This window comes from Microlunatus ginsengisoli (genome assembly GCF_039537205.1).
Lineage (GTDB): Bacteria > Actinomycetota > Actinomycetes > Propionibacteriales > Propionibacteriaceae > Microlunatus > Microlunatus ginsengisoli.
Map to the genome: position 1 here is coordinate 180,921 of NZ_BAABAB010000050.1, position 12,920 is coordinate 193,840.

The window sequence follows — 12,920 nt, forward strand, 5'->3', positions numbered from 1 at the left end:
CCCTGAGGGACGAGCGCCCCGCACCCGGAGGGTGAGCGTCTGAAGCCGGCGCCCGGCGAGTGAAGAGCGATGAGCGACGGCGAACTGGGCAGGGCCAGTCCGCGGACACAGACGACGCCGTCGCGAAGAACGATGAACCGAGCCGGTGAACGCGCCGGCGGCGCGAGCCCGACGCCGGAAAAGGGCGCGAGCCCGACCAATGTCACGCGTTGCCGCCGAACAGGCTGGTCACCGAACCGTCCTCGAACACCTCGTGGATCGCGCGGGCGATCAACGGGGCGATGGACAGCACGGTGAGTGTCTCGAACTGGCGCTCGGGCGGGATCGGGAGCGTGTTGGTCACGATCACCTCCTGGAATGCGCTTGCCCTGAGCCGCTCCACCGCCGGGCCGGACAGCACCGGGTGGGTCGCCGCGGCGAGCACCGACTTCGCCCCGCGCGCCATCAGCGCTTCCGCCGCCTGGCAGATCGTGCCGGCTGTGTCGATCATGTCGTCGACCAACAGGCAGACCCGGCCCTCGACCTCACCGACCACCTCGTGCACGACGACGGTGTTGGCGACGTTCGGATCGCGCCGCTTGTGGATGATCGCCAGCGGTGCGTTCAGCCGATCGCTCCACATGTCGGCCAGCCGGACCCGGCCGGCGTCGGGCGAGACGACCGTCATCTCCGCGGTGTCGTACTTCTCCTCTACGTAGTTGGACAGCACCGGCAGGGCCCACAGGTGATCCACCGGCCCGTCGAAGAAGCCCTGGATCTGCGCTGCGTGCAGATCCACCGACATGATCCGGTTCGCGCCGGCGACCCGGAACAGGTCGGCGATCAACCGGGCCGAGATCGGCTCCCGGCCGGCGTGCTTCTTGTCCTGCCGGGCGTACGGGTAGAACGGCGCGACCACGGTGATCCGCTTCGCCGAGGCGCGCTTCAGCGCGTCGACCATGATCAGTTGCTCCATCACCCACTCGTTCACCGGCGCCGCGTGGGACTGGATCACGTAGGCGTCGCAGCCGCGCACGGACTCCTCGAACCGGACGTAGATCTCGGAGTTGGCGTAGTTCAGGGCGCGGGTCGGCACGATCTCGACGTCCATCAGATCGGCCACCTCCCGGGCGAGCTCGGGATAGGCGCGCCCGGTGAACAGCATCAGGTGCTTCTCGTTGGGCTTCTTGACACCGGTCATGGGTGAAGCCTTTCATCGGCCGCCGCCTCGGCCGCGGCGGCCGTCTTGGTCCCGGCCCGCTTCCGGACGACCCAGCCGGGGATGTTCCGCTGCCGGGCACGGCTCACCCCGAGCTCCCCGACGCCGACGTCGTTGGTCACCGCGGACCCGGCGGCGACGTACGCCCCGTCGGCGATGTTCACCGGGGCGGCGAGCACCGAATTGCTGCCGACGAAGCTGGCGCGGCCGACGGTCGAGGTCGACTTCGTGACGCCGTCGTAGTTGGCGAAGATCACCCCGGCACCGATGTTGGCGTTCTCGCCGATCACGGCGTCGCCGACATAGCTCAGGTGGGGAACCTTCGCCCCCGCGCCGATCTGGGCGTTCTTCGTCTCCACGAACGTGCCGATCTTGCCGCCCTCCCCCAGCTGGGTGCCGGGGCGGAGGAAGGCGAACGGGCCGACGCCGGCCCCGGCACCGATCACCGCCAGCGAGCCGTGGGTGCGGATCACGGTGGCGCCCTCTCCGACTTCCACGTCGACCAGCGTGGTGTCCGGCCCGATGGTCGCACCGGCACCGACGGAGGTCGCACCCTCCAGCGACGTGTTCGGGTGCAGCGTGACGTCGGCGGCCAGGTCGACCGAGGCGTGGACCCAGGTGGTCGCCGGGTCGATCACGGTCACTCCGGCCCGCATCCACTTCTCCAGCGTCCGCCGGTTGAGCTCGGCGTTCATCCGGGCGAGCTGGATCCGGTCGTTGATCCCCTCGGTCTGCCACAGGTCGTCGATCAGGTGGGCCGCCACCGGCTGGCCGTGCCGGCCGGCGACCGTGACGACGTCGGTGAGATACAACTCCCCGGACGCGTTGTCGCTGGTGATCTCGGCCAGCCCCTGGACCAGGGTCTCGGCCGCGAAGACGTAGATGCCCGAGTTGATCTCGCTGATCCCGAGCTGATCGGTGGTGGCGTCCTTGTGCTCCACGATCCGGCCGACCAGGCCGTCGTCGTCGCGCACGACCCGGCCGTATCCCGTCGGGTCGGGGACGTTCGCGGTGAGCACGGTGGCTGCCGAGGCGCTGCGGCGGTGGTCCGCGACCAGGCCCGCCAGCGTCTCGCTGGTCAGCAGCGGCACGTCGCCATAGGTCACCACGACCTCGCCGTGTACGTCGCCGAGCACGTCGAGCGCGCAGCGGACGGCATAGCCGGTGCCGTAGGCGTCGCTCCCCTGCACGGCGACGATCACGTGCGGGGCCACCTCGGCCAGGTGGGCCTCGACCTGGTCGCGGAGATGCCCGACGACGACCACGATGCGCTCCGGCTGCAGCGCGGTTGCGGCGTCGATCGCATAGCTCAGCATCGAGTGGCCGCCGAGCTCGTGCAGCAGCTTCGATCGGCTCGACTTCATTCGGGTGCCCTCGCCGGCGGCGAGGATGACGACGGCGCCCACCGGCGGTTGCGATGAGGAGGAACGGACGGAGTCGTCGGGTTCGGTCACCGGTGGCTTCTCCTCGAGCGGTCGAACGGGGCCTGCGCTCCCCGGGTAGGAGTCGAACCTACGTCGCTAGTCCTGATTCAAAGTCAGGCGGGCCCTGCCGACAGACCAACCGGGGATCGTACGACCGCGCCGGACGGCACGATCGCAACCGACAGCGTACGCATGCCGGCGGCTCCGCGCTCGGCCGCGCCGGGTTTGCCGAGCGGGCGCGCAGCGCTGAGACTGGGAGGCTATGGCCGCCGCACGCAGTACGTCGTCGAAAGATCCCACCCGTGCGCGCCGACCGTCGCGGGTACGGATGACCAGTGCGGAGCGCCGCGAGCAGCTGATCGACGTGGCGCGCGAGTTGTTCGCCGCGCGCGGTTACGAGGGCACCTCGGTCGAGGAGATCGCCGCGAAGGCCCAGGTCAGCAAGCCGATCGTGTACGAGCACTTCGGCGGCAAGGAGGGCCTGTACGCGGTCGTGGTGGACCGCGAGGTGAACACCCTGCTGGACGGCATCTTGTCCTCGCTGACCGCCGAGACGCTGGCCGACGCCAACCCGGAGAACCGGCAGCGGGAGCTGATCGAGCGGGCGGCGCTCGCGCTGCTGGACTACATCGAGAGCAACACCGACGGCTTCCGCATCCTCTCCCGCGACTCCTCGGTCGGCCAGTCCACCGGCTCGTTCGCCAGCCTGCTGAGCGACATCGCGTCCCAGGTGGAAGGGATCTTGGTGGCGGAGTTCCGCAGCCGCGGGCTGGAGGCGAAGACCGCCCCGATGTATGCCCAGATGCTCGTCGGCATGGTCGCCCTGACCGGCCAGTGGTGGCTCGACGCCCGCCGCCCGAAGAAGTCCGAGGTCGCCGCGCACGTGGTCAACCTGGCCTGGAACGGCTTGAGCAAGCTGGAACCGAAGCCCCGCCTCCTCACTCGCCGCTGACCCCGAAACGTGCCCTGAGCCGGTCGAAGGACACCACCAGCGCGCTTCGACAGGCTCAGCGCACGTAGCCGGAAATGTGCCCTGAGCCGGTCGAAGGGCACCACCACCGCGCTTCGACAAGCTCAGCGCACGTAGCCGGAAATGTGCCCTGAGCCTGTCGAAGGGCACCCGGCCCCTGCGCCTCGACAAGCTCGGCGCGCGTAGCCGGAGCGCGCGAAATTGCCAACGGCGCAACCATCACGTACAGTTTTCTGTAACGATTAAGTTCACGATCTCAGGGCCCGCCGATGACCTCCACGTCCACTCTCGCACCGACTACCGACCTGACCGCCTCGCTGGCGCGAACGCGCGCCGCCGTGGCGGTCACCGTGCTGTTCGCGGTGAACGGGATGATCCTTGGCGGCTACGGCGGCACGCTTCCCTCGATCCGCGACCGGGTCGGCATCGACGCCACCCATATCGCGATCATGCTGTTCTGCGGCAGCCTCGCCGGGATCGCCTCGATGCAAATCGGCGGCCGGCTGGCCGACTCGATCGGCGCCCGCAAGGTCTCGCTGGCCGCCCTGCCGCTGCTGATCGCCGCCGCGGTGACCTTCTCGCTGGCCACCAGCTTTCCGATCGCGGTTCTCGGTGCGGTCTTCATCGGTCTCGGCAACGGCGCGATGGACGTCGCCATGAACGCTCTGGGCGTCCAGGTCGAGGCCGCCCGCCGCAAGCCGATCATGAGCTCATTCCACGCCTTCTGGTCGCTCGGCAGCTTCGTCGGCGCCGGCTCGGTACTGATCACGGCGACCCTGTTCGGGCTGACCGGTGGGTCGATCGTCGCGCCGGTGATGATCACGCTGGCCTCGATCGCCGCCGTCGTCTTGGTGATCGCCGTCCGGATCACCCCGCAGGCGGCGACCGTGCAGCACAAGGTCGACGGTGTGCGGACCAAGATCCCGCGGATCGCCTGGCTGCTCGCGATCATGGCGCTGGCGTTCGGCCTGTCGGAGGGTACGGCGACGGACTGGTCGGCACTGCACGTCACCGAGGTGGCGAACGTCGACTCGACCACCGGTTCGCTCGGCCTGGTCGCGGTGACCGGCTTCATGGTGATCATCCGCCTGCTCGGCGACCGGCTGGTGGCCCGTTTCGGCCGGCGCGCGGTGGTCCGCTTCGGCGGCGCCTGCGCCGCGGTCGGCTACCTGACCGTCACCCTGGTCAGCGGGCTGCCGTTCCTGCTGGCCGGCTGGGCGCTGGTCGGGTTCGGGGTCGGCATGATCGCCCCCCAGGTGTACGCCTCCGCCGGGCACATCGGCGGCGGCCGGGTGCTGGCGGTGGTCGTCACCTTCGGCTATGCCGCGTTCCTGGCCGGCCCGGCCGTGGTCGGCTTCCTGGTCAACCACCTCGGGCTGCACCACGCGATGATCATCCCGGCGGTGCTCTGCGCGGGCATCGTCGCGCTCGCCGCCACCATGCCGAGGACCGACACCGACCTCGCCCCGAGCGAGCACTGAGCCGGGCCGGTCCCGCTCTTGCGGAGTTCGCACACCCTGTCCGACTCCGCACAAGCACTATCGTGTGCAGAGTCGCGCGAGGTATGCGAACGTCGGGCGCGCCCGGGCCTGCATCGTGTACGTCGAGGCCACCCGACCGCGCGACCCTAGACTGCGTTTCGTGACCGCGCCCCACTCCGACCCCGGCGAGCCGGACGATCTGGACGGGCCGGACGGACCGGACGCGCCAGACGGGCCGGATGCGCCAGACGGGCCGGATGGGGGTCCGCCCGACGGTGTCGTCCCCGACGAGGTCGACCACATCGTCGCGGCCTGGCGACGGGAGCGACCCGACCTCGACGTGGAGCCGATGCGGGTGCTGTCCCGCGTCACCCGGCTGGCCCGCCACCTGGACCGGGAGCGCAGCCGTGCCTTCGCCGCCCATCAGCTCGAGACCTGGGAGTTCGACGTGCTGGCCGCGCTGCGGCGGGCCGGCGAGCCCTACCAGCTGACCCCCGGCCAGCTCGTCCGGCAGACGATGGTCACCTCCGGCACCATGACCAACCGGGTCGACCGGCTCGCGGCGCGCGGGCTGGTGTCGCGCGCGGTGCATCCCGACGACCGGCGCGGGGTGCTGGTCACGCTCACCGCGGCCGGACGCGAACACGTCGACGCGGCCCTGTCGGACCTGCTCGGCGCGGAGCACGGCATCCTGGGCTCGCTCACCGCCGAGCAGTGCGACGACCTGGCCGGGTCGCTGCGCCGGCTGCTGCTGCGCTACGACCCCGGCGCCGGCACCGACTGAGCGGACGTGCGCGCCACCTGGCGGAGCTCGGTGACCAGCAGCGCCACCACGACCATCCCGGCGAACAGCTCCGGGAAGCTGGTGAACGTGCAGGCGAGGGTCAGCACGATGGCGATCGCGAACGGCAGCGCGGCCCGCGCCGAGCGGTCGTGCTGGCGCAGCTGGAGGACGTACAGCGCCGTCATCAAGACCGCGATCGGCATCGTCACCGCGGCAGCGGAGGCCAGCGCCGGGACCTCGTCCGGATGGGCCCAGAACTCCGCCCGGACGGCGAGGCCGGCCCCGATCGCCGCCCCCGAGGCGAAGATGAAGTAGTGGCCGAACCCCCAGACGTACTCGAACCTGGTGCCCTGGGTACGCACCCGTTCCAGCACCGCGCTGGCATCCCGGGCGAAATAGAGCCACCACATGCCGAACACGATCAGCACCCCGCCGATCAGCACGACAAGCGCGTCGGCGGCGTGGTCGAGGTCGGTCCAGGCACCCTGGATGGCCAGCGTCGCGGCGAGGATCGACTCGCCGAGCACGATGATGAAGAACGCGGCATAGCGGTCGGCGATGTGCTCGGGATGCCAGGGCGTCTCGCCCCGCCGCTCCGCCCAGACCGGAACCGCCATGTCCAGCACCGCGATCGGCAGAAAGACGAACAGCTGGAACTCGTGCGGGACGAACAAGAAGCCGACCCAGAGCAGCTGGACCACCACCAGGCCGAGCGCATAGCGCCGGCAGGTCTCCCGCGTGCGCGGGTCGCCGCGGGAGGCACGCAGCCACTGGATCACCAGCGCGATCCGCATGATCACGTAGCCGACCACGGGCAGCACGAACTCGTCGGAGAAGAAGCCCGGGACGCCCGCCGCCAGCACCAGCACGCCGATGATCTGCAGGATGGTCAGCAGCCGATAGATCACGTCGTCGTTGTCGTACGCCGACGCGAACCAGGTGAAGTTCAGCCAGGTCCACCAGATCCCGAAGAACGCGATCCCGAAGCTGATCAGACCGTGCCCGACGTGGTCCTCGGCGATGGCGTGGTGCAGGCCGGCCGAGGCCTGCGCGACGGCGACCACGAAGCACAGATCGGTGAGCAGTTCGAGCGGCGTCGAGACCCGGTGCGGCTCGTGCGGGTCGCGCGGTGAGAGGGCGCGGACGAACTTGATCGGGGCGGTGGCGCTCACCCCGGTCACCCTAGCGAGCGGGGGCGCCGGTGCCGGCGCTCAGATCGGCCGGGCGCCCGGCACCGGCCCGGTCGCCCGGCGGACCGAGCGGCACAGGCCCTCCGAGCTCAGCGCCACCGCCAGGTCGACCGCGGCGTTCTCGTCCCCGGCCAGGAACGCGATGGTCGGTCCGGAGCCCGACACGACGGCGCCGACGGCGCCGAGCTCCAGCCCGGCCGAGAGCGTACGTCCCAACTTGGGCTGCAGGTCCAGCGCGGCCGGCTGCAGGTCGTTGTCCAGGGCGGCACCGAGCGCCTCCGGATCGCCCGCGCGCAGCGCCTCCATCAGCGCCACCGGCACCCGCGGCACGGCCGGACGCGGGTTCAGTTCGTCGAAGCGACGATAGACCGCCGGCGTCGACAGACCCTGGTGCGCGAAGCCCAGCACCCAGTGGAACGTGCCGCGCGCCAGCGCCGGCATCACCTCCTCGCCGCGACCGCTGCCCATCGCCGTGCCGCCGAGCATGGCGAACGGGACGTCGCTGCCGAGCAGGGCCGCGACCCGGCGCAGCTGCTCGGGAGACAGGTCCAGATCCCAGAGCATCGAGCAGCCGACCAGGGAGGCGGCGCCGTCGGCGGAACCGCCGGCGAGCCCACCCGCCACGGGGATCTGCTTGGCGATCTCGATCCGCGCGCCGGCCACCGACTCGTCGGTGAACGAGGTGGCCAGCAGCCGGGCCGCCCGCAGTGCGAGATTGCTGTCGTCGCGCGGCACCGACGCGGCCCCCTCGCCGGTGACGGTGATGCTGAACCGGCCGGGCGGCGCACGATTAACCGTCACCTCGTCGAACAGCGACACGGCGTGGTAGACGGTCGCCAGCGGGTGGAAGCCGTCGCGCCGGCGGGGACCCACCTTCAGCGCGAGGTTGATCTTGGCGGGCACCCGGACGCGAACGCTGTCGTACGTCGGCGGGACCGGTGAGACCACGAGTCGAGGCTAGTGGTTGCCTCCGGAGGTTCGTCGGGGGTCCAGCGGTGTCTGGGGTGGATGCTCCGCAAGGCCGCGGAGGAGGTCGTAGCGGTGTTCTACGGACGACGACGCGAACGCCGCGGAGCGCCGCCCATGCGGCGCTGGACCGGACGAACCCCCGGAGGTGACCACTCGTGGACCCGCTAGTCCTGGTGCCGGTCGAGGCGGGCCCGGGCCGCGATCTGCTCGGCGATCCGGGTGAAGTCGGCCAGGTCGAGCACCTCGCCACGGGCTTGCGGATCCACTCCGGCCGCGAGCAGCACCTCGGTCGCGGCCGCGCTCGAGCCGATGGTGCCGGCGAGGGCGGAGCGCAGCATCTTGCGACGTTGGGCGAACGCGGCGTCGACCACGGCGAACACCTGCTCGCGCGTGGCCGGCGATTCCGGTGCCGGCCGGCGGATGATCGAGACGAGACCGGACTCGACGTTGGGCACCGGCCAGAAGACCGAGGCCGACACGCTGCCCGCCCACGCCGAGTCGGCGAACCAGGCGAGCTTGACCGACGGAATGCCGTAGATCTTGCCGCCGGGTCGGGCGACCAGGCGCTCGGCCACCTCTGCCTGCACCATCACCAGCCCGCGGGTCCAGTTGTCGAAGCGTGCCAGCAGGTGCAGCAGGATCGGGACCGCCACGTTGTACGGCAGGTTCGCCACCACGGCGCTCGGTGCGACCGGCAGCGACTCGATCCGCATCGCGTCGGCCGCGATCACGGTCAGCGCGGCCGCCCGCTCCGGCATCCGGGTGCGTACGGTCTCGGGCAGGGCGGCGGCCAGCAACTCGTCGATCTCGACCGCGACCACCCGGGCGCCGGTCTCCAGCAGGCCGAGGGTCAGCGAACCCAGTCCCGGACCCACCTCGAGCACGACGTCGTCGGGCCCGACGCCGGCGGCCGCGACGATCCGGCGGACCGTGTTGGCGTCGATGACGAAGTTCTGTCCGCGCTGCTTGGTCGGTCGCAGGTTCAGCGCGGCCGCGAGGGCCCGGACCGAGGATGGGTCGAGCAGCCCGGTATCCGCCACGGGAGACGAGACTAGGCGGTCCGACGCCGGAGTTGTCAGAACCTCAGCACGCCGGGGCATGCTGAGGTTCTGACAACTCGGGGCGGACGGGGCCTCAGCGCAGGCCGAGCTTGCTCGAGCAGGCGGGCCACTGGCCCCAGCCGGCCGCCGCCTGCAGCTTCTTCGCAACCGCGATCTGCCGCTCCCGGCTGTTGTTGCTCGGCAGGCCGCTGCCGCCGTACGCCCGCCAGGTGCTGAGCGTGAACTGCAGGCCGCCGTAGAATCCGTTGCCGGTGTTGATGTGCCAGTTGCCGCCGGACTCGCAGTTGGCCAGCCGGTCCCAGACACTGCCCGACGCGACGGCCGGGGCGCTGCCCCCGCTCGAGCCGGAGGACGAGGAGGACGACTTCTTCTTCGTCCCGATCAGCAGGATCCGGGTCCGGGGCTTCGACGTGACCGTGGTCTTGACGGCCTTCCGGGACGCGAGCTTGCCGTCGTGACGCACCTCGCGATAGACGACGGTCTTGCTGCCGGACTTGCCGCTCTGGTCGACCACGGTGCTGCCCTTGGCGAGCTTCGAGGAGTTCTTGCGGACCGTCTGGTAGCCGATCGACTCTTTCTTCGTCACGTTCTTCGCATCGACCCGGGTGTAGCTGACGGTCGACCCGTCGGTCACCGCCGCGGAGCGATCGGCGCTCACCAGGTCGTCGGAGTCCACGGTGATCTTCGCCGCGGTCAGCGCCTCGCCGACCGTCGTCGCGGTGGTCTGGATCTTCTCGGCATTGCCGCCGGCCTTGACCGTGACGGTCTTCAAGGTGGCCAGGTCGAAGGTGAGGCCCTGGCGGCCGATCGCGGTGCTGCGCGAGGTGGACAGCTTGGCCCCCGGCGCCGCGATGCCCTGGCTGGTCAGTGCCTGGTCGACGCTGGTCGCCGTGGTCCAGAAGGTCTGCGGCTTGCCGTCGACCTTGACCGTCACCTGACGGCCGAACTGGACGGCGATCCGGGTGCCCTCGCTGACCTGGCTGTCCAGGGCGGGCGCCACGACGTCCCGGTCTCCGACCGAGATTCCCTGATCGGCGAGGACCTCGCCCACGGTTCCGGCGGTCGTCGTCACCTCGGTCGCGGCCCCATCGACCGCCACGGTGACATCTTTGTTGGCGATCACGTAGCCGAACGTGCCGCCGGCCACGGCAAGAGCCGTGACTCCGGCAGCAACTACCGGGATGATCTTCCGCACAAGTACTCCCCACAGGGGCCCGCCTGACGTCGGTGGGCCCGATCGGTGTGACGACGGTCACCGGGACCAGCCGCATCGGTCACGGAATCATAACGGTTCGCGTGACGCCCCCCCAAATTCTTGCCATCATCCCAGCTCGGAGTGCTATTGCGCAGGCTTTTCGGAGTTCCAGCGTCCCCGCCGGATGCGTACGTCCGGGTCCAGCTTCGGCCGGGTGGCCGCCGACCCGCGATCGCCGGCCTGCTGCGCGCGATGACCGATCGCGATCACGCCGACGCAGAGCTGGTCGTCCGGCACTCCCAGCTGCGAGCGAACCGCGTCGTGCCGGTCGGCCGGAACCCCGAAGAAGCACGCGGTGAGGCCCTCGTCGACCACCGCCAGCAGCACGTTCATCGCGGCCATCCCGGCGTCGACCCACCAATACGGCGCCGTCCATCGCGACTCGTCCCGGTCGGTCCAACCCTTGTCTGGCTCGGCATAGCGTTCGAGGTAGGCGGCCTTGCTGGTCCAGACCGTGACCAGCACCGGCGCGGTTCGCATCCCGCGCAGCCAGCGGTCGTCGGCCTCGCTCGGCTCCCCGGCCGTGACCCGCCAGTAGCCGGCCACCTCATCGGGCCCGTCCAGCGCCAGCAGGGTCACCCCCTGCGTGTGACCCGCCGTCGGAGCACGCAGCGCGGCCGCCAGGATCCGATCGAGCGCCTCGGCCTCGACGGTCCGTTCCGGGTCGAACCGGCGCACGCTGCGCCGCCGCCGGAGCACCTCGCTGAACTCCACCTCAACTCCCCTCCGCACTCACCGGCAGATCACCACGGACCGCCGAAGGCGGCCTCGGCGTTCGCATCGAGCATCCCGCACAGCTCGGTCAGGTCGACCGACAGCACCTCGGCCATGAACCTGGCCGTGTGCGGGATCAGGTACGACGCGTTCGGCCGGCCGCGGAACGGCATCGGAGTCAGATAGGGCGCGTCGGTCTCCACCACGATCCGGTCCCGCGGGGCGAGCCGGAGCGCGTCGCGGAGATGCTCGTTGGCCTTGAACGTCACGGTCCCGGCGAAGGAGAGGTGCGCCCCGCGGTCCAGGCACTGCGTCGCGAACGCCGCGTCGCCGGAGAAGCAGTGCATGACGATCCGCTCCGGGGGGCTCTCCGCGTCCAGCACGTCCAAGACGGCGGAGTGGGCGTCCCGGTCGTGGATGACGAGGGTCAAGTCATGTGTCTTCGCGAGGGCGATGTGCGCGGCGAAGCTGTCCCGCTGGATCGCCTGGCCCGCCGCGTCACGGGTCCGGAAGAAGTCGAGCCCGGTCTCCCCCACCGCGCGCACCCGGGGTTCGCCGGCCAGCCGCTCGATCTCCGCCAGCGCCGCCGGCAGCGCCTCTCGACCGAGCCGCGCGGCGTCGTTCGGGTGCATCGCCACCGACGCGACGACGCTCTCCCAGCGCTGCGCGGCCTCGACCGCCCAGCGGGAGCTCTCCACGTCGCAGCCGACCTCGACCAGCCGGTTGACGTTGACCCGGGCCGCGTCCTCCAACGCCCGCTGCGGCTCCAGCCCGGAGTAGTCGCGGGTGGCGTCCAGGTGACAGTGCGTGTCGACCACCGGCCCGGGTAGCGGCTCGGGCAGCCGAGGAAGCTCACGCGACACGTCTGGCGACTCTACCGAGCACCGCCAGCGACGATCGGAGCAGATCCTTCGGGTTGTACCACCGACGATCTACTCCGATATCGAGGCGACTGCCCGATCTGACACGCTGAGCGGGTGAGCGGCGTGCTGGTGCTGGCGGCGACCCCGATCGGGTCGGTCGACGACGCGTCGCCGCGGCTGCGCTCCGAGCTGGCCGGCGCCGATGTGGTCGCGGCCGAGGACACCCGGCGGCTGCGCGCCCTGCTGGACCGCCTCGGCATCCAGACCCGGGCCAGGGTCGTCTCCTACTTCGACGGCAACGAGGCGGCCCGGGCCGCCGAGCTGGTGTCGGCGCTGCAGGACGGCGCGCGGGTGCTGGTCGTCACGGACGCGGGCATGCCGTCGGTCTCCGACCCCGGCTACCGGGTGGTCGCCGCGGCGGTCGAGGCCGGCATCCCGGTCACCGCGGTCCCCGGTCCGTCCGCGGTGTTGACCGCGCTGGCGGTTTCCGGGCTCCCGGTGGACCGGTTCTGTTTCGAGGGGTTCCTGCCGCGTAAGTCGGGAGAGCGGGCGCGCCGGCTCGCCGAGCTCGGCCGGGAACCGCGCACGATGGTGTTCTTCGAGGCTCCGCACCGGACCGCGGAGACGCTGGCCGCGCTGGCCGAGTCGTTCGGCAAGGATCGGCCGGGAGCGGTCTGCCGCGAGCTGACCAAGACCTACGAGGAGGTCGTCCGCGGCGGCCTGGCGGCGCTACGCGACTGGGCCGCCGGCGGTGTCCGCGGCGAGGTCACGCTGGTGGTCGCCGGCGCACCCGGTGACCCCACCGACCTGACCACCGCCGTGGACGAGGTGATGGCCCTGGTCGCCGACGGTGCCCGGCTCAAGGCGGCGGTCGGCGAGATCGCGGCTGCCGCGGGCATCCCGAAGAACACCCTGTACGCCGCCGCGCTCGAGCGTAAACACCCCGGGTGACGCGAAACCGCCGCTCGAACGTCTCCAATGCCCGAAACAGGCCCGAATCGGCGTTCGAGC

At 71.0% G+C, this 12,920-nt stretch carries 12 protein-coding genes and 1 tRNA gene; 4 read left to right on the forward strand and 9 right to left on the reverse strand.

The annotated features are described in order from the left end of the window. Positions 1 to 202: 202 nt before the first annotated feature. From ABD747_RS24200 to ABD747_RS24210, 3 genes are all read right to left on the reverse strand, one after another. Positions 203 to 1,144, reverse strand: coding sequence for a ribose-phosphate diphosphokinase (locus ABD747_RS24200; protein ID WP_344809691.1), 942 nt, complete (start codon positions 1,142 to 1,144; stop codon positions 203 to 205). A 32-nt stretch (positions 1,145 to 1,176) separates the two neighbouring features. After that, a complete protein-coding gene (glmU, locus tag ABD747_RS24205) occupies positions 1,177 to 2,652 on the reverse strand; it encodes a bifunctional UDP-N-acetylglucosamine diphosphorylase/glucosamine-1-phosphate N-acetyltransferase GlmU (RefSeq protein WP_344809539.1) in 1,476 nt (491 codons plus the stop codon). A 37-nt stretch (positions 2,653 to 2,689) separates the two neighbouring features. Beyond that, a tRNA-Gln gene (locus ABD747_RS24210) sits at positions 2,690 to 2,768 on the reverse strand. 182 nt (positions 2,769 to 2,950) lie between these two features. On the opposite strand from ABD747_RS24210, the gene ABD747_RS24215 reads away from it, so the two are divergent. The 3 genes from ABD747_RS24215 (at position 2,951) to ABD747_RS24225 (ending at position 5,857) form a co-directional block, all read left to right on the forward strand. Beyond that, positions 2,951 to 3,574: a TetR/AcrR family transcriptional regulator gene (locus ABD747_RS24215; protein WP_344809541.1), complete on the forward strand. Its 624-nt coding sequence runs from the start codon at positions 2,951 to 2,953 to the stop codon at positions 3,572 to 3,574. Positions 3,575 to 3,861: 287 nt separating this feature from the next. Further along, a complete protein-coding gene (locus tag ABD747_RS24220; protein WP_344809543.1) occupies positions 3,862 to 5,073 on the forward strand; it encodes an MFS transporter in 1,212 nt (403 codons plus the stop codon). Between the two features lie 301 nt (positions 5,074 to 5,374). Next, positions 5,375 to 5,857 (forward strand): MarR family winged helix-turn-helix transcriptional regulator, encoded by a 483-nt coding sequence (locus ABD747_RS24225; protein ID WP_344809693.1) that lies wholly within the window; start codon positions 5,375 to 5,377, stop codon positions 5,855 to 5,857. On the opposite strand, the gene ABD747_RS24230 is transcribed toward ABD747_RS24225, so the two are convergent. The 6 genes from ABD747_RS24230 to ABD747_RS24255 form a co-directional block, all read right to left on the reverse strand. Then, a complete protein-coding gene (locus ABD747_RS24230; protein WP_344809545.1) occupies positions 5,830 to 7,029 on the reverse strand; it encodes a low temperature requirement protein A in 1,200 nt (399 codons plus the stop codon). The genes ABD747_RS24225 and ABD747_RS24230 overlap by 28 nt on opposite strands. 39 nt (positions 7,030 to 7,068) lie before the next feature. Next, positions 7,069 to 7,995, reverse strand: coding sequence for a 4-(cytidine 5'-diphospho)-2-C-methyl-D-erythritol kinase (locus ABD747_RS24235; protein WP_344809547.1), 927 nt, complete (start codon positions 7,993 to 7,995; stop codon positions 7,069 to 7,071). A 185-nt stretch (positions 7,996 to 8,180) separates the two neighbouring features. Beyond that, complete coding sequence (rsmA, locus tag ABD747_RS24240) at positions 8,181 to 9,056, reverse strand: 16S rRNA (adenine(1518)-N(6)/adenine(1519)-N(6))-dimethyltransferase RsmA (protein ID WP_344809549.1); 876 nt, start codon at positions 9,054 to 9,056, stop codon at positions 8,181 to 8,183. Between the two features lie 94 nt (positions 9,057 to 9,150). Beyond that, a complete protein-coding gene (locus tag ABD747_RS24245) occupies positions 9,151 to 10,272 on the reverse strand; it encodes a ubiquitin-like domain-containing protein (RefSeq protein WP_344809551.1) in 1,122 nt (373 codons plus the stop codon). A 144-nt stretch (positions 10,273 to 10,416) separates the two neighbouring features. After that, positions 10,417 to 11,046, reverse strand: coding sequence for a nitroreductase family protein (locus tag ABD747_RS24250; protein ID WP_344809553.1), 630 nt, complete (start codon positions 11,044 to 11,046; stop codon positions 10,417 to 10,419). A 29-nt stretch (positions 11,047 to 11,075) separates the two neighbouring features. Then, entirely contained in the window at positions 11,076 to 11,909 is an 834-nt protein-coding gene (locus tag ABD747_RS24255; protein WP_344809555.1) for a TatD family hydrolase, read from the reverse strand. A 114-nt stretch (positions 11,910 to 12,023) separates the two neighbouring features. Between ABD747_RS24255 and rsmI the strand changes: the two genes are divergently transcribed. Further along, on the forward strand, positions 12,024 to 12,860 hold the full coding sequence (rsmI, locus tag ABD747_RS24260; protein ID WP_344809557.1) for a 16S rRNA (cytidine(1402)-2'-O)-methyltransferase: 837 nt from the start codon (positions 12,024 to 12,026) through the stop codon (positions 12,858 to 12,860). The last annotated feature ends 60 nt before the right edge of the window (positions 12,861 to 12,920 follow it).

What these genes read in the sequence shown, in the direction of transcription:
- ABD747_RS24200 (WP_344809691.1), bottom strand. Translation starts at nt 1,144, where the DNA reads ATGCTGTTCACCGGGCGCGCCTATCCCGAGCTCGCCCGGGAGGTGGCC.
- ABD747_RS24215 (WP_344809541.1), top strand. Translation starts at nt 2,951, where the DNA reads ATGACCAGTGCGGAGCGCCGCGAGCAGCTGATCGACGTGGCGCGCGAG.
- ABD747_RS24220 (WP_344809543.1), top strand. Translation starts at nt 3,862, where the DNA reads ATGACCTCCACGTCCACTCTCGCACCGACTACCGACCTGACCGCCTCG.